Origin of the sequence: Rhodococcus sp. WS1 (assembly GCF_003797745.1) — a bacterium.
Lineage (GTDB): Bacteria > Actinomycetota > Actinomycetes > Mycobacteriales > Mycobacteriaceae > Rhodococcus_F > Rhodococcus_F erythropolis.
Genome location: NZ_RKLZ01000003.1, coordinates 1 through 16,426, shown reverse-complemented (window position 1 = coordinate 16,426; position 16,426 = coordinate 1). Strand labels below are relative to the sequence as shown.

Below are 16,426 nucleotides of genomic sequence, written 5' to 3'. Positions count from 1 at the left end.
CGTCCTCCACCGTCGATCCGGTTTTCTGATTCGGTCACTCGCGACCAGGCTCAATTCGAGATTACCGCCGATTCCCGGAGTGCTGCCTAGAGAAATGCCGACGGAAAGAGTTCGCGGTAGCTCGGGATTCCGGCTACCGACGTGGCGTCGAGAATCGCTGTGACGATCGCACGTTCGACAACCTGCGCCGAGGCGGCACACACCGCATCGAGTATCGGCAGATCGTTCGGAAAAGCGGCCGGAACCGCGATCTCCGAATTCGGAGTGTGATCGCCGGTGGCGAGCGCAAAGATCGTGTCGCCGTCGAGCGGCGAATGCGCGGGCCGAATCGCACGAGCCAGACCGTCATGCCCTGCGACGGCGACGCGTCGGCACCCGGCTTTTGTCAAGGCGGCGTCAGTGGCGACCACACCGATCGTGGTGTTGAGGACTGTTCCCTTGGCTGCAACGGCGTTGGCCGCCGCGAGTTCGGACGCGTCGGGAAGCCTGAGCCCGAACGACTCCGCCCCGTCCGAGCCGACGCCCCACGGCAAGCCTGTTCTGGGATCGAAGACCGAACCCACCGGGTTCGCCACGATCAACGCGGAGACCGTCGTACCCTCGGCCGGGCCGTCGGCGATCACGACGCTGGCCGTTCCCACCCCACCCTTGAGCGCTCCGGCTCTGGCACCTACCCCGGCGCCGACCGTGCCCGTGGCGAATTCGCGCGAAGCGGTGTCGGCAGCGAGGAATCCGAAGTCTCCGGTCGGACGAACGGTCCAGTCCCCCACCGGCAGATCGAAGATCACGGCGCCGGGCACGATCGGTACCACCTGACCAGGAGCACCCATCGCGATCCCGCGATCGTGTTCCTCGAGCCAGCGCATCACTCCATCGGCCGCGGCAAGTCCGTAGGCACTACCGCCGGTCAACAGCACGGCATTGACCTGCTGGACCGAATGGCTCGGGTCGAGTAGGTCGGTCTCGCGGGTACCCGGACCGCCGCCGCGGACGTCGACTCCGGCAACCACACCGGCCGACGCGAGCACGACCGTGCAGCCGGTGGCTGCGCCGCTTCCGAGAGTGGCTCCCTCGTCGAGCTTGTGGTGATGGCCGACAGCGAGGCCGGCGACATCTGTCAGTGAATCAGTGGGCCCGGTCCGCGTCGTGGTCATGGCATGAGCGCCTGGACGAGGGAGTCCTGCATCCACGTCAACCAGTGATAGACGTCGAGATGCGGGGCGCGCGGGTCGTCGGGTTCGAGGCTCTCCGGGGTGTCGGCGTCGATGCCGAGATTGGTTCCGAGCGCGAGACGGACGTCGTTGAGCGAGGACAGCCACGCATCGGCCTGTTCCTGCGTGAGAACGACCTTGCCGCCGGCCTCCGGAAGCGAAGCCAACAACATGCGAGCGGACTCACGCTTGGCATCGATGATCTCGGGCTCGTGCAAACTGCGCAGCGCGCCGTTGACATTGGCACCGGCGTCGTCGAGATCGTCACTGTCCGGAGCGACCTTGTCCGGATCGGTGCGCTGGAAGTCGGGAAGCAAACGCGCCAACACCGGATTGTCGGGTGTCTCCGAATTTCCGGTACGAAGACCCGTCAGCGCGGCGAGCTCGTCTTGCGGCGCCGAAGACGCGCGCTCGTCGAGAAGCCCGGATACCGACTCCACGAGCGAGCGCAGAACCGCCGCCTCGTGGCCGTCCATCTCGGACTTGAACTTCACTCCGCCGAGTGAACTCTTCCTACTCCACGTCCGCACGCGTCGGACTCCCGTCTACGAGTTAGGCGAACAAATCGGTCGAAAAAGTGCTTTTCTCAGGTGTCGTCGCGTTGCATCGTGGCCCAGAGACCGGCAGCGTGGAGGCGACGAACATCGGCCTCCATCTTGTCGCGCGAACCGCTCGACACCACGGCCTTGCCCTCCGAATGGACCTGCATCATCAGGTCGGTGGCCTTGGCTTTGCTGTAACCGAACAACTTCTGGAACACGTAAGTCACGTAATGCATGAGATTGACCGGGTCGTCCCAGACGATGGTCACCCAGGGCCGATCTGCGGCTTCGATGGTCGCAACAGCCTCCGACTGCTCGGGCGTGGCTTGAGGAGAGGAAGCCGTAGCGCCTCTCATCGTTACGTTCGCCGAGTAAGTGCCGGACACGGTCGCGCCGCCGAAAACCATGTATCCAGGGTACGGCGCGACGAGAGGCGACAACACCCACCCACGTCGTCTCGCGCATAGAGTTGTGTGCGTGCCTACGCAAATTTCCGACATCCGCGACGCCGGTGCCAGCACCGCACTGCTCACCGATCAGTACGAACTGACCATGCTCTCGGCGGCTCTCGCCGACGGATCTGCCTTCCGCAACTGCAGTTTCGAGGTATTCGCACGGCGGCTGCCAGACGGTCGTCGCTACGGCGTCGTCGCCGGTACCGAACGCCTTCTCGACGCACTCGAGCAGTTCCGGTTCGGTGAACCGGAACTGGCGATCGTTGCGAGATTCCTCGACGACACGACCGTCGAGTGGCTGCGCAACTATCGATTCTCCGGTGACATCGACGGCTACCGCGAGGGCGACTTCTACTTCCCCGGCTCACCGATCCTCTCGGTCCGCGGAACGTTCGCCGAGTGCGTCATCCTCGAAACCTTGATTCTCTCGATCCTCAACCACGACAGCGCGATCGCTTCGGCCGCAGCCCGCATGGTGAGCGCAGCGGGCGGTCGACGGATGATCGAGATGGGCTCGCGTCGCACACACGAACAGGCCGCCGTCGCCGCTTCACGTGCCGCGTATCTCGCCGGCTTCGACGCCACCTCCAACCTCGAAGCCGCGCGGCGTCACGACGTACCCAGCGCAGGTACCAGTGCACACGCCTTCACTCTCCTGCACACCACCGAAGACGGTCCGGACGAGGCAGCGGCATTCCGCGGTCAGGTCGCGGCACTCGGCGTATCCACCACGTTGCTCGTCGATACCTACGACATCACCGAGGGTGTGAAAACGGCTGTCGCCGTTGCCGGTCCCGAGCTGGGTGGGGTTCGCATCGACTCCGGCGATCTCGGCGTTCTTGCTCGTCAGGTACGCCAACAACTCGACGATCTCGGTGCTACCAAGACACGCATCGTCGTCTCAGGCGACCTGGACGAGTACGCGATCGCGGCTCTGCGCGCCGAACCCGTCGACTCGTACGGCGTGGGTACTTCACTGGTCACCGGATCGGGCGCGCCCACGGCAGGCATGGTTTACAAGCTGGTCGAGGTCGACGGAATCGCGGTCGAGAAGAGAAGTACCAACAAGGCATCTCGCGGCGGCGCCAAGAAAGCACTGCGCGTGGTTCGCCCGACCGGAACGATCGTCGAAGAAGTCATCTACCCTGCCGGCTCGCCCGCTCCGGTTTCCGAGGCGGACGGTGCGACCGAACTGCTGATCCCGTTGGTTCGCGAAGGCAAGGTCGTCGAGAGCGCACCGACGCTCGAAGAGAGCCGCGCAGTTCTGAAGGCCGGGCTCGTGAGCCTGCCGTGGGAAGGACTCAAGCTCTCGCGCGGAGACTCGGCTGTGCCCGTTCGATTCTCCGGAGGTGAGCACCAGTGAGTGCTAAAGCACTGATCGTCGTCGACGTTCAGAACGATTTCTGTGAAGGTGGCGCTCTCGCGGTCGACGGCGGTGCTGCGGTTGCGGCGGCCGTCAACGATTTCGTCAACTCCCACGAGTACGACGCCGTAGTCGCGACTCGCGATTTCCACATCGATCCTGGGGCGCATTTCTCCGAGACCCCAGACTTCGTCGACAGTTGGCCGATTCACTGCGTCGTCGGGACGGCCGGCGCCGAGTTCCATCCGGCGTTCGACGCTTCCGTCGCCGGTTCGGCGATCTTCTCCAAGGGCGCCTACAGCGCGGCCTATTCCGGTTTCGAAGGAGCAGCCGAGGACGGCACGACGCTCGAGGACTGGCTCCGCGCCCACAAGATCACCGACGTCGACGTGATCGGCATTGCCACAGATCACTGCGTCAAGGCCACGGCCATCGACGCGGCGCGCGCGGGATTCGCCACGACGGTCCTTCTCCCCTTCACCGCAGGTGTGTCGACTGCCACGATCGAGTCGGCATTGGTACAGATGCAGGAGGCGGGAGTGCAGCTGATCGGGCGAGACGAGGCGTCGTCGGATGAAGGCTCGAATGCCGGGGAACTACCCCGGGAATCATCCGTGGACGTTTCTGACGTAGGGATCCATTAACCTTCGTGGGTGGCCGATCAACTCCCGAACGTTCCCGAACTGCTCCAGACAGCGGTGCGGTCGCTCGGCGGTGCCGAACGAACCAGTCAGCTGACGATGGCGTCGGCCGTGGCGCACTCGATCGACACGGGCGAGCATCTGGCCGTCCAGGCCGGCACCGGTACCGGTAAGTCACTCGCCTACCTCGTTCCGAGCCTGCGCCATGCGGTCGAGTCTGGGCGCACTGTGGTCGTGTCCACCGCCACCATCGCGCTTCAGCGCCAGCTCGTCGATCGAGATCTGCCACGGCTGGCCGATGCACTGAAGAAGCCACTCGGCCGGCGCGCCGAGTTCGCAATCCTCAAGGGCCGCAACAACTACCTGTGCATGAACAAGATCCACACCGGCGCGTCCGAACAGCCGCCCGAGGACGAGTTGTTCGATCCGTTCACGGTCTCGCGTCTGGGCCGGGAGGTCGTCCGCCTCACCGAATGGTCCTCCGACACCGAAACCGGTGATCGTGACGAATTGGTGCCGGGCGTATCCGATCAGGCGTGGCGGCAGGTCAGCGTCACCTCCCGCGAGTGCATCGGAAAGAACCAGTGCCCGGTCGGTGAGGACTGCTTCGCCGAGCGCGCCCGCGTCGAGGCGTCGAAGGCCGACGTCGTCGTCACCAACCACGCGCTGCTCGCTATCGACGCCATCACCGGCATCCAGATCCTCCCCGACCACGACGTCGTGGTGATCGACGAAGCCCACGAGTTGGTCGACCGCGTCACCGGCGTTGCCACGGCCGATCTCACAGCTTCGTCGATCAGTGCCGCGGCCAGGCGTTGCGGCAAGATCGCCGAAGAGCAGGACGCCGACCGACTCGAAGCTGCCGGCGAGGGTTGGGCTGGACTCCTCGAGGAATTGCGTCCAGGTCGATGGGAAGGCCTCCCGGACGGTGCGGCGCCCGCACTGGCCGCGATACGCGACGCGGCCTGGTCGCTGCGCACCGCGATCGGTCCGGCCAAACCGGGCATGGCAGCCGCAGACCCCGAAGCCGCTGCAGCCCGCAACGCTGCGCTCTCGTCCGTCGACGACGTCCACGACAGTGCCGTGCGTATTCTCACCGCTTTCGACGAACCAGACCCGGCAAAGCGCAAGGACGTCGTCTGGCTGTCCTCGGACGAGTTCCGCGGATCGGTGCGGCGCTCCGTCCGGATGGCTCCGCTCTCCGTCGGCGGATTGCTGCGCTCGCGACTGTTCGCCGAATCCACCGTCGTTCTCACCTCCGCGACGCTGACCGTCGGCGGATCGTTCGACGGTCTCGCCGTCAACTGGGGCCTTCCTGCGGAATCGTCGGTGCGACCCGACTCGGGTACCGCCATCGGCACCGAAGCACCTTCTGACGCTTCGGCTTTCCGCTGGAACTCACTCGACGTCGGGTCGCCCTTCGACCATGCCAAGGCCGGCATCATCTACATTGCCCGCCACCTGCCCACGCCCGGCCGAGACGGCCTCTCCCCGGTCTATCTCGACGAGATCGCCGAACTTGTCGAGGCCGCCGGCGGACGCACCCTCGGCTTGTTCTCCTCGATGCGCGCCGCCAAAGCCGCGTCGGAGGCGATGCGCGAACGCCTCGACACCCCGATCCTGTGCCAGGGCGACGACGCCACCGGCACCCTCGTCAAGGCCTTCGCCAAGGACGAACCCACGTCACTGTTCGGCACGTTGTCCCTGTGGCAGGGCGTCGATGTCCCTGGCCCATCGCTGAGCCTCGTCATCTTGGACCGGATTCCGTTCCCGCGCCCGGACGACCCACTGTTGATGGCTCGCCAACAAGCCATCGAATCCCATGGCGGTAACGGCTTTCTCAGCGTCTCGGCCAATCACGCGGCGCTGCTCCTGGCACAGGGCGTGGGTCGCCTGCTTCGCAGCACCGACGACAAGGGCGTGGTGGCCGTGCTCGATCCGCGTCTGGCCACGGCGAGATACGCGGGTTACCTTCGCGCATCGCTGCCGCCCTTCTGGGAGACGACCAACCCCGAAGTCGTCCGCAAGGCGCTCACCCGCATCCGTGACTCACGTCCCTGAGCCAGTTCTCACGCGGACACAATTCTGCCCCGGTACCGACCGAACGGACCGGGGCAGAATGCAATACGTCAGACGCTCGGAGTGGTCACCGACCCGAGTTCGGACGCATCGACCAACAACCGGTGATGCGGCAGCACCCGCACGGTGTATCCCACGGAACCGGAGACCGGAAGCGCAACCTCGGCTTCGAAGATCTCGGTTCCGTCCTCGGCGCCGAAGTGTGTCATCGGGAACGTCACAACGTCGGTGAGTTCCTCGCCCGGGCTGACGCGTCCCAGGACTGCCTGGACCTGGACATCCGAGACCGACAAGCCGCCGAGGCGGACCTTGGCCCTCAACGAGATGGTCGCACCGATCTCCGGAGTGTCCGGCAGTCCGGAACCGTCAACCTGCTCGACGGCGACCGACGGCCACTGCGATTCGATGCGACGACGGAACTCGGCCACCTCACGCGCGCCGGCAAAATCGTCCGCCACTACCGCTCGAGCTGATTCCGCCGAAGGGGCGTAGTAGTCGACGGCGTAGTCACGAACCATGCGTGATGCCAACACCTTCGGGCCCAGATTCTCGAGGGTGTGGCGAACCCTCTCGACCCAGCGTGTCGGCAGATCGGCTGCATCACGGTCGTAGAACGTCGGCAGTACCGCGTGCTCGAGAAGTTCGTAGAGGGCGCTGGCTTCCAGATCGTCACGCCGCACGTCGTCGAGAACACCGTCGGCCGTCGGAATGGCCCACCCGTTCTCGCCGTCGTACATCTCGTCCCACCATCCGTCGCGAATGGAGAGGTTGAGTCCACCGTTGAGCGCGGACTTCATGCCGGAAGTGCCGCACGCCTCGAGTGGGCGAAGTGGGTTGTTGAGCCACACGTCGCAGCCCCAGTAGAGGTACCGGGCCATCGACATGTCGTAGTCGGGCAGGAAAACGATGCGGTGACGCACATCCGCTTCGTCGGCGAACCGTACGACCTGCTGGATGAGTGCCTTACCGCCGTCGTCGGCGGGGTGCGACTTACCGGCCACCACCAACTGCACCGGACGCTTCTCGTCGAGCAACATCGCACGCAGACGCTCGGGATCACGGAGCATCAGCGTCAACCGCTTGTACGTAGGCACGCGCCTGGCGAATCCGACAGTCAAGACGTTGGGATCGAAAACTCCAGTGGTCCAGCCGAGTTCAGCTTCGGTCGCGCCGCGTTCGAGCCACGACGCTCGGACGCGACGACGGACTTCGTCGACCAACTTGCCGCGCAACGCATTACGTGTTTCCCACAGTTCGGTGGCCGACAACTCGTGTAGGCGCTCCCAACCGCGCGCTTCTTCGAGCTGCTCCTGCCCCACGATCCGCCTGGCCACGTCCATCCACTCCGGCGCAGCCCACGTCGGAGCGTGGACACCGTTGGTGACCGATCCGATCGGCACCTCGTCGGCGTCGAATCCCGGCCAGAGTCCGTTGAACATGTCGCGACTGACGATGCCGTGCAACTTCGAGACGCCATTGGCTCGCTGGCCCAAGCGAAGACCCATGTGCGCCATGTTGAAGATCGACGGATCGGATTCGCGCCCCATCCCGACGATGCGGTCGACGGTCAGTCCGGGAAGCAAACTCGATTCGTTCTCGCCGTTCGCTCCGCCGAAGTAGTGACGGACCAGATCCGCCGGGAAGCGGTCGATTCCGGCGGGAACCGGAGTATGCGTCGTGAAGACCGTTCCGGCGCGGACCGCAGCCAGAGCCGAATCGAAGTCCAGACCGCTGGTGGTCACAAGTTCCCGAATCCGTTCGATGCCGAGGAATCCGGCATGCCCCTCGTTCATGTGGAAAACCTCGGGATCGGGCAATCCGTACGCCGCGGTGTAGGCACGCACCGCGCGGACGCCGCCGATACCTGCGAGGATCTCCTGCTTGATGCGGTGATCCTGGTCCCCACCGTAAAGACGGTCAGTGACGCCGCGCAGATCCGCGTCGTTCTCGGAGATGTCGGAATCGAGCAGCAGCAACGGCACTCGTCCGACCTGAGCGATCCACACTCGCGCACGCAGTACTCGTCCACCGGGCATCGCGACGTGAATGACAACCGGTGATCCGTCGTCGGAAGTCGGGCCTGCGTCCGTCAGCAAACGAAGAGGCAACCCTTGAGGGTCGTGCGGCGGGTAGTGCTCGGCCTGCCAACCGTCGGCGGTCAGCGACTGGCGGAAGTAGCCGGATCGGTAGAGCAGTCCGACGCCGATGAGCGGCAGCCCGAGGTCGGACGCGGCCTTGAGGTGATCGCCCGCGAGGATGCCCAATCCGCCGGAGTAGTTGGGCAGAACTTCGCTGACTCCGAACTCCATGGAGAAGTACGCAATTCCGCCGGCCAACGATGTGCCCTTGGCCTGCTGGGACTGATACCAGCGCGGCGTGCTCAGATAGGCATCGAGATCGTCTGCTGCAGTGTCAAGGTCACCGAGAAATGCCTCGTCACTGCTGAGTTCGTCGAGGCGGGTGGGGTTGACTTCCCCGAGCATGCGGACCGGATCGAACTGGACTGCTTGCCAGAGTTCGGGGTCGAGTCGCGAGAACAGATCCTGTGTCTCGGGATGCCACGACCACCGAAGGTTGGTGGACAGGGGGCCGAGCGCGGCGAGGCGCTCCGGAATGTGGGCTCGGACAGTGAACCGACGCAAGGCTTTCACCCCGCGAACCCTAGTCGAGTTCCTTGCACTCTGTCCGGTGGAACCGAACGCCCGAGCCGACCTGACCACCGACAGACCCGAATTCGTCGTTATCAGCACTCCAGCGTCGCACCCACTACGGTTGAACCCGGCGAAAGAAAGTTTTACCGCGATCCATCATCAGAAATGGAGCTTCCCGTGTCAGGACGCCTCGGTATCGACGACGTGGTACCCGAGATCTCGGGTAACTATCCGGCAAAGGCCGTGGTCGGTGAAGTCTTCCCGGTGCACGCCACCGTGTGGCGAGAAGGCCACGACGCCATTTCCGCCACTCTGGTCGTGCGTGGTCCGCGCGGTACCAAGCCGCTGCGCATTCCGATGGATCCCGGGACCGAACCGGACACCGTCGACGCGGTGTTCACGCCGTCCGCCGAAGGTATGTGGTCGTTCCGGATCGAGGCGTGGAGCGATCCCATCGCCACCTGGAAGCACGCCGTGGAAGCAAAGCTCGCCGTCGGGCAAGGGGCGGCCGAGTTGGCCAACGACCTGGAAATCGGTGCGCGCCTGTTCGAAAAGGCCGCGCACGAAGTGCCGCGGGGCAACAGGTCCAGGCTCGAGGCCGTCACGGCGTCGCTGCGCAGCGATCAGGCGCTGACTGCTCGCGTCGCTCCGGCCTTCGCCTCCGACGTCGCCGAACTGCTCCGCGCTACTCCACTTCGCGAACTGGTCACCAAGGGCGAGTCCCACCCTGTCGTCGTCGATCGCAGCCGTGCGCTGTTCGGCTCCTGGTACGAGTTCTTCCCCCGTTCGACCGGTGGATGGGACGAGAACGGAGTACCGCAGCACGGCACGTTCCGTACCTCTGCCGAAGACCTGCCCCGCATCGCCGCAATGGGTTTCGACGTCGTCTACCTTCCGCCGATCCATCCCATCGGCGAGATCAACCGCAAGGGTCGCAACAACACCCTCACCCCCGAACCCGGCGACGTTGGTTCGCCGTGGGCGATCGGCTCTGCCGACGGCGGGCACGACGCTGTTCACCCCCAACTCGGCACGCTCAAGGACTTCAAGGCCTTCGTCGCTGCGGCCCGCAAGCTGGATCTCGAAGTGGCACTGGATCTCGCGCTGCAGTGCGCCCCGGATCATCCATGGGCTCAGAAGCATCCGGAGTGGTTCAACGTCCTTCCCGACGGCACCATCGCCTACGCCGAGAACCCGCCCAAGAAGTATCAGGACATCTACCCGATCAACTTCGACACCGATCCTCGCGGTCTGGACAAGGAAATCCTGCGCGTGGTCCGCCACTGGATCAACGCCGGAGTCAAGATCTTTCGTGTCGACAACCCGCACACCAAGCCGCCCAACTTCTGGGAGACACTCATCTCGGAAGTCAAGAAAACCGACCCCGACGTCTTGTTCCTCGCCGAGGCTTTCACTCGTCCGGCGCGCATGTACGGCCTTGCCCGGCGCGGGTTCACGCAGTCGTACACGTACTTCACCTGGCGAGTTGCGAAGTGGGAGCTCACCGAATTCGGTAACGAGCTGGCGGCAAAGGCCGACGAAGCCCGACCGAACCTTTTCGTGAACACACCGGACATCCTGCACGAGTCCCTCCAGCACGGTGGGCCCGGAATGTTTGCACTGCGAGCAGCTCTCGCCGCCACCCTGGCGCCGACGTGGGGCGTCTACTCCGGTTACGAACTCTACGAACACCAAGCCGTTCGCCCCGGCAGCGAGGAATACCTCGACTCCGAGAAATACGAACTTCGGCCGCGCCGTTTCGCCGAAGCGGCAGCGCGAGGCGAATCTCTCGAGCCGTGGATCACCGCTCTCAACCGCATCCGGCGTGCACACCCGGCCCTGCAGCAGTTGCGGAACCTGCACTTTCACCACATCGACAACGACGCGTTGATCGCCTACTCGAAGTTCGACGCCTCGACCGGTGACGCCGTCCTGACGGTGATCAACCTCAACCCGTTCGCGGCAGAAGAGGGCACCGTCTGGTTGGACATGCCGGCGCTCGGCCGGGAATGGCACGACCACATGACCGTGCTCGACGAGGTTACCGGTGAGCAGTTCAATTGGGGCCAGGCCAATTTCGTCCGCCTCGAGCCCTGGCGTTCGGTGGCGCACATCCTCGCGCTCCCACCCGTTCCGTATCCGGCCCGGATCTCTCTGGCCTACCAAGCACGCAATGCGCACCGCGCAGGTGGAGGCAAGTGATGCCAACCGAAAAGTCCCCTTCGGGTATCGCGCCGGACAATCACGATCTGGAACTGTTGGCGCGCGGTGAACATCACGATCCGCACAGTGTCCTCGGCGCCCATCCCCACGCCGACGGCACCGTTCTTCGAGCGTTGCGTCCCAACGCCGAGTCCGTCAGCGCCGTCATCGGCGGCAAAACCTTTCCTCTCGAACATGTTTCGAACGGGATCTTCGCGGCCCTGGTCCCCTACCCCGACCTGATCGACTATCGCTATTCCGTGACGTACCCGGGTGGCCACACGGTTCTCGCAGCCGACCCTTACCGATTCCTGCCGACTCTCGGTGAACTCGACCTTCACCTGTTCGGCGAAGGTCGGCACGAACGACTGTGGGACATCCTCGGCGCACATCCGCGTTCGTACGAGACACCGGACGGACCCGTCGACGGCACCTCGTTCGCCGTCTGGGCTCCGGCCGCCCGCGGCGTGACCGTCGTCGGCGACTTCGACGGGTGGAGTGGGCAATTCGCCCCCATGCGAGTCCTCGGCTCCACCGGGGTCTGGGAACTCTTCCTGCCCGACATCGCAGTCGGTTCGCTGTACAAGTTCCGGGTCCACGGCCACGACGGCTCGGTTCGCGACAAGGCCGATCCCATGGCATTCGGTACCGAGGTACCGCCGGCGACGGCGTCGCGAGTGACCACCAGTTCGCACGAATGGAACGACGCGGCCTGGCTGGAAACCCGCGCTGGTGTCGACCCTTCGCAGTCCCCGATGAGCGTGTACGAGGTGCACCTCGGATCGTGGCGTCCGGGACTCGACTACCGACAGATGGCCGAGCAACTCGCCGTATACGTCACCGAAACCGGATTCACCCACGTCGAACTGCTGCCCGTCTCCGAGCATCCGTTCGGTGGATCGTGGGGGTACCAGGTCACCTCGTACTACGCACCGACCTCCCGCTTCGGCACCCCGGATGACTTCCGCTGGTTCGTCGACCACCTGCACGCCGCAGGGATAGGCGTCATCGTCGACTGGGTGCCTGCACACTTCCCCAAAGACGAATGGGCCCTTGCCCGTTTCGACGGAACGCCGTTGTACGAGCACGCGGATCCGCGTCGCGGAGAGCAGTTGGACTGGGGCACATACGTATTCGACTTCGGTCGCCGCGAGGTCCGGAACTTCCTCGTCGCCAACGCGCTCTTCTGGCTCGAGGAGTTCCACATCGACGGACTGCGCGTCGACGCCGTCGCATCGATGCTGTACCTGGACTACTCACGTCCGGAAGGTGGATGGACTCCCAACATTCACGGTGGCCGCGAGAATCTCGAAGCTGTTGCGTTCCTGCAGGAGATGAACGCCACCGTCCACAAGAACCACCGAGGAGTCGTCACCGTCGCCGAGGAGTCGACGGCGTGGCCCGGAGTCACTCGGGCGACCAATGTCGGTGGCCTCGGGTTCAACATGAAATGGAACATGGGGTGGATGCACGACACCCTCGGATTCCTCGGTCACGACCCGGTGCACCGGACTTACCACCATCACGAGATCACTTTCTCGCTGATGTACGCGTGGAGTGAGAACTACCTGCTACCGATCAGCCATGACGAAGTGGTGCACGGCAAGGGAACTTTGTGGACCCGGATGCCCGGCAACGACTTCGCCAAGGCGTCCGGCCTACGCTCACTGCTTGCGTACATGTGGGCGCATCCGGGCAAGCAACTGCTGTTCATGGGACAGGAGTTCGGCCAGAGCGCGGAATGGTCCGAAGAACGCGGCCTCGACTGGTGGCAACTCGACGATCAGTACACCGGCACTCTCCACCGCGGCGTCCAGCGACTGGTCGGAGATCTCAACTCCGCGTACCGACGCCATCCGGCGATGTGGACCCTCGACACCTCCCCCGGCGGATACTCCTGGATCGACGCCAACGACACCGAGAACAACGTCCTCAGTTTTCTGCGTTACGGTACTGACGGTTCGATTGTCGCCTGCCTGTTCAACTTTTCGGGCAGTGAGCACTCGAGCTACCGCGTCGGGCTACCAGAGCCCGGCCGATGGGTGGAAATTCTCAACACCGATGCCGAGGTGTATGGCGGCTCCGGAGTCGGGAACCTCGGAGCGGTCACGGCAACGTCGCGTTCGTGGCACGGTCGGCCAGCCTCCGCACAGGTGGCGCTGCCAGCTGCTGGAGCGATTTGGATAAGTCTGGAGCGTTGATGGTCGGCCGGCGAGTAGTCATTGTCACGTCGTCACTGTTCGCAGTGGCCGCACTGCTCGCCGGTTGTGCCAGCGGAACGAACGGGCACGCCGTCTCGATCTATCACGATCCGTTCCGCGTCGCCGGACTCGACGCAACAGCAGGCCCCAGCGGATTGCGCCCGGGAGCCCCCAATGCCGACCGAGCAATCACCGGTACCGACGGCGGGGACATCGACGCCCTGGCGGCCAATGCCATCACCGACATCGAAACCTACTGGGCCACCGAGTACCCGGCTCTGTTCGACAAGCCCTTCGAACCGGTCGACGAGCTGATCTCGTGGGACCCCACCGAATCGAACGGCCCGGACTTCTGCGAAGAGACCACCGAAGAACTCATCAACGCCGGGTACTGCAGCATCGATCACACCATCGGTTGGGATCGCGAACTGCTACTGCCCGAGGTACGAGAGAAGTTCGGTGAAGTGGCCGTCGCCTTCATCTTCGCGCACGAGTACGGCCACGCCGTTCAACGCAAAGCCGGGATCGTCGGCAGTAAACGGGATGCGGCCCTGGTGCGAGAACAGCAAGCCGACTGTTTCGGCGGTGCCTTCTTGCGGCACGTCGCGGAGGACAAGGCCGCACACTTCACGATGAACACCTCCGACGGCCTCAACAAGGTGTTGGCCTCGGCGGTCGCCATCCGCGACGAAGACCCTAATGATCCTGAGAGCCACCATGGTTCGGCGTTCGAGCGCGTCACCGCCACTCAGATCGGCTTCACCGACGGCGCCGGCGCCTGCGCGAAGATGGACGCCGACGAAATCGAGTCACGACGCGCAGACCTCCCGCAGCAGTTCGCCGAAGGCAACGACTCCGGAGAACTGCCTGTCACCGAGGCAACGCTCGACGAGTTCGTGAAGACATTCCAAGCAATCTTCGATCTACCCGAGCCGCCGAAGGTCGTGTTCACCGGCGCAGACACCGGGTGCAGCGACGCCGTTGCGACAGAACCCGTCTCGTACTGCCCGTCGACGAACACCATCGGAATCAGCGTCGACGACCTGGCCGAGCGCGGCACGCCGGGTCGCGTCGGGCGGCGCGAGTTGATCCAGACCAACATCACCGGTGACTACAACGCCTACGTCCTGCTCGCGTCGAGGTACACCCTCGCGATGCAGAAGGAGAACGGCCAATCGCTCGACACTCCGCAGACTGCCTTGCGCGCCGCCTGCCTGTCAGGCGTCATCACCGCAGCGCTCAGTCCCACCAACGCCGCGGCGTCCGGAGCTCAAGTCACACTCTCCCCCGGCGACCTCGACGAAGCCGTATCGGGGCTGCTGACCGACGGCCTCGCCGCCAGTGACGTCAACGGTGAGACGGTGCCGAGCGGTTTTGCGCGCGTCGATGCATTCCGGACCGGCGTACTGGGTGGCCGGGAAGTGTGCGACAGCCGCTACACGGAGTAGCGGCTGCCGGTCCACACTTCAGTAGAGAGCGGAAGCCAACTTACGCCGGGCCGCGATGACGATCGGTTCTGCCGGGTCGAACAGTTCGAACAGTTCGAGCAGGCGCGTCCGCGCTGCGGCCTTGTCGTCGCCGGCAGTTCGCGATACCACCGAGATCAAGCGCGCGAACGCCGCCTCGGGTTGCTGGGCGAACATTTCCAGGTCGGCCGCAGCGAACTGCAGTTCGAGATTGGACGGATCAGCATCCGCAGCCGCAATCGACTCGGGATCGACGCCCTGAACCCGAGCCATGAACTTCACCTGGCGGACAGCGCTCTTGGCCTCCGCATTGTTGGGTTCGGCGTCGAGAATCACCTGGTACGCAGCGATGGCGGCGTCGAGATCGCCCTCGTCCAGCGCGGTTTCAGCGGCCACGAAGCGAGGATCCTCGACCTCCTCCACCGGTTCGTCCCCGTCGGACACCGGCCCACTCAACTTGCCCTCGACAGCTTGGAGCACTGCGTCGAACCACTGACTGAGCTGCGCCTCTGGCTGAGCGCCCTGAAAATCGGCCAACGGCTGACCAGCTGCGACGGCAACAACCGTCGGCACCGACTGGACACCGAATGCCTGCGCGATGCGAGGACTCACGTCGACGTCGACGTTGGCAAGAATCCACTTGCCGCCGGCGCGCGCCGCCAATGATTCGAGAACTTCGGTGAACACGACCGAGGGCTCGTATGCGCGGCCACCGATGTTGACGATGACCGGCACCTGGCTCGACTTGAGCAGGACTTCGCTTTCGAAGTTCTCCTCGGTCACCTCGATCACTGCCTCGGAGACAGCAGAAACGGCCCCGTCGCCGCTGGTGTTACGCGGCGGTGGTGGGGCCGTGGCCCGCTCTTTGAAGGCGGACAAGTCGACTGCGCCGCTCATGGCGGCAGCAACTGCGGACGAACGCGCGGGGGGCCTGGAACCTGGTCGAGTCACGACTCCCAGTTTGTCACGAGTTGCGCGAAGCTACGTAGAGGGATGCAGCACTCAGACGAGCGCCGCGTTGCCCTTGGACGCCTCGAACTCCGTGGACAGCTCGCCGAGCTTGCCGTTTCGCACTGCCCAGCGTTCGAATATGACGGTGCCGAACGGGGGAACGCTCGAGATCAGCGCAAGGATCGTGGTCTTGATATCCCACTTGAGCGACCACGCGGTCAGCAGAGCAACGACGATGAACACCAGGAAGCCCGCGGTGCCGTGGACCATTCCGGGGATGCGAATCGCTTCTTCGTGTCCGAGGACCCACTTGAAGAACATGGCAACCAGCAAGGCCGCCCAGGTCACAGCTTCCCACCACGCCACCAGACGGAAGCGTTTCGCGGGAGTGGATACGTCAAAGATGTTCGCCATGAGGCCATTGTGCCCGAACAACTACGACGCCCCGTAGTTGTGTGAGCAAAACCACGGGGCTTCGCAGAGCGAGAGCGCTCGTTCAGGTGTATTTAGACACTCAAGCCTTGGGGACGCGGATGATGAGTGCGTCGCCTTGTCCGCCGCCGCCGCAGAGTGCGGCTGCGCCGATGCCGCCGCCGCGGCGTTGCAGTTCGAGGGCGAGGTGCAGGGCGATGCGGGCGCCGGACATGCCGAGGGGGTGTCCGAC

Annotated in this window: 12 protein-coding genes and 1 pseudogene; 6 read left to right on the top strand and 7 right to left on the bottom strand. The window is 64.5% G+C overall.

Features of this window, described 5'->3' with window-relative positions; genetic code table 11:
- Positions 1-86 precede the first annotated feature (86 nt).
- The 3 genes from EEB12_RS25225 to clpS are packed head-to-tail and all read right to left on the bottom strand — an operon-like array spanning position 87 to position 2,109.
- Positions 87-1,154 carry a P1 family peptidase gene (locus EEB12_RS25225; RefSeq protein WP_020970034.1) on the bottom strand — a complete coding sequence of 356 codons (1,068 nt, stop codon included), beginning with the start codon at positions 1,152-1,154 and terminating at the stop codon, positions 87-89.
- Entirely contained in the window at positions 1,151-1,741 is a 591-nt protein-coding gene (locus EEB12_RS25220) for a DUF2017 domain-containing protein (protein WP_069147356.1), read from the bottom strand. The genes EEB12_RS25225 and EEB12_RS25220 overlap by 4 nt, the downstream gene beginning before the upstream one ends.
- A gap of 56 nt (positions 1,742-1,797) precedes the next feature.
- On the bottom strand, positions 1,798-2,109 hold the full coding sequence (clpS, locus tag EEB12_RS25215) for an ATP-dependent Clp protease adapter ClpS (protein ID WP_029255695.1): 312 nt from the start codon (positions 2,107-2,109) through the stop codon (positions 1,798-1,800).
- Positions 2,110-2,230: 121 nt separating this feature from the next.
- Here clpS and EEB12_RS25210 point away from each other — a divergent pair, with 121 nt between their 5' ends.
- Genes EEB12_RS25210 through EEB12_RS25200 form a run of 3 tightly spaced genes read left to right on the top strand, consistent with a single transcriptional unit; the run spans position 2,231 to position 6,273 of the window.
- Positions 2,231-3,571, top strand: a complete 1,341-nt coding sequence (locus tag EEB12_RS25210; RefSeq protein WP_021344775.1) for a nicotinate phosphoribosyltransferase — start codon at positions 2,231-2,233, stop codon at positions 3,569-3,571.
- The gene (locus tag EEB12_RS25205; protein ID WP_042952295.1) at positions 3,568-4,215 is read left to right on the top strand and encodes an isochorismatase family protein; all 648 of its coding nucleotides are present in this window, start codon (positions 3,568-3,570) and stop codon (positions 4,213-4,215) included. Before EEB12_RS25210 ends, EEB12_RS25205 begins: the two co-directional genes overlap by 4 nt.
- A 9-nt stretch (positions 4,216-4,224) precedes the next feature.
- The gene (locus EEB12_RS25200) at positions 4,225-6,273 is read left to right on the top strand and encodes an ATP-dependent DNA helicase (protein WP_019749155.1); all 2,049 of its coding nucleotides are present in this window, start codon (positions 4,225-4,227) and stop codon (positions 6,271-6,273) included.
- A gap of 68 nt (positions 6,274-6,341) precedes the next feature.
- Here the strand turns inward: EEB12_RS25200 and glgP are convergent, their stop codons facing one another.
- Positions 6,342-8,942 carry an alpha-glucan family phosphorylase gene (gene glgP, locus EEB12_RS25195; RefSeq protein WP_141488733.1) on the bottom strand — a complete coding sequence of 867 codons (2,601 nt, stop codon included), beginning with the start codon at positions 8,940-8,942 and terminating at the stop codon, positions 6,342-6,344.
- 177 nt (positions 8,943-9,119) lie between these two features.
- Here glgP and EEB12_RS25190 point away from each other — a divergent pair, with 177 nt between their 5' ends.
- From EEB12_RS25190 to EEB12_RS25180, 3 genes are read left to right on the top strand one after another with little or no spacing between them, the layout of a single operon-like run.
- Positions 9,120-11,144 (top strand): alpha-1,4-glucan--maltose-1-phosphate maltosyltransferase, encoded by a 2,025-nt coding sequence (locus EEB12_RS25190; RefSeq protein ID WP_020970040.1) that lies wholly within the window; start codon positions 9,120-9,122, stop codon positions 11,142-11,144.
- Positions 11,144-13,345, top strand: coding sequence for a 1,4-alpha-glucan branching protein GlgB (gene glgB, locus EEB12_RS25185; protein ID WP_031331511.1), 2,202 nt, complete (start codon positions 11,144-11,146; stop codon positions 13,343-13,345). Before EEB12_RS25190 ends, glgB begins: the two co-directional genes overlap by 1 nt.
- Complete coding sequence (locus EEB12_RS25180; protein ID WP_021333464.1) at positions 13,345-14,793, top strand: neutral zinc metallopeptidase; 1,449 nt, start codon at positions 13,345-13,347, stop codon at positions 14,791-14,793. The genes glgB and EEB12_RS25180 overlap by 1 nt, the downstream gene beginning before the upstream one ends.
- A gap of 18 nt (positions 14,794-14,811) precedes the next feature.
- On the opposite strand, the gene EEB12_RS25175 is transcribed toward EEB12_RS25180, so the two are convergent.
- The 3 genes and pseudogenes from EEB12_RS25175 to EEB12_RS25165 form a co-directional block, all read right to left on the bottom strand.
- Complete coding sequence (locus EEB12_RS25175; RefSeq protein ID WP_070386569.1) at positions 14,812-15,708, bottom strand: tetratricopeptide repeat protein; 897 nt, start codon at positions 15,706-15,708, stop codon at positions 14,812-14,814.
- A 105-nt stretch (positions 15,709-15,813) separates the two neighbouring features.
- Positions 15,814-16,176 (bottom strand): DUF3817 domain-containing protein, encoded by a 363-nt coding sequence (locus EEB12_RS25170; protein WP_020908283.1) that lies wholly within the window; start codon positions 16,174-16,176, stop codon positions 15,814-15,816.
- A gap of 100 nt (positions 16,177-16,276) precedes the next feature.
- Positions 16,277-16,426: pseudogene (locus tag EEB12_RS25165) on the bottom strand (acetyl-CoA C-acyltransferase); the annotation flags it as partial.

Bases quoted from the DNA above. Each gene is read 5' to 3' on its own strand.
- EEB12_RS25175 (WP_070386569.1), bottom strand. From the start codon at position 15,708: ATGAGCGGCGCAGTCGACTTGTCCGCCTTCAAAGAGCGGGCCACGGCC.
- EEB12_RS25225 (WP_020970034.1), bottom strand. From the start codon at position 1,154: ATGACCACGACGCGGACCGGGCCCACTGATTCACTGACAGATGTCGCC.
- glgB (WP_031331511.1), top strand. From the start codon at position 11,144: ATGCCAACCGAAAAGTCCCCTTCGGGTATCGCGCCGGACAATCACGAT.
- EEB12_RS25180 (WP_021333464.1), top strand. From the start codon at position 13,345: ATGGTCGGCCGGCGAGTAGTCATTGTCACGTCGTCACTGTTCGCAGTG.
- clpS (WP_029255695.1), bottom strand. From the start codon at position 2,109: ATGAGAGGCGCTACGGCTTCCTCTCCTCAAGCCACGCCCGAGCAGTCG.
- EEB12_RS25170 (WP_020908283.1), bottom strand. From the start codon at position 16,176: ATGGCGAACATCTTTGACGTATCCACTCCCGCGAAACGCTTCCGTCTG.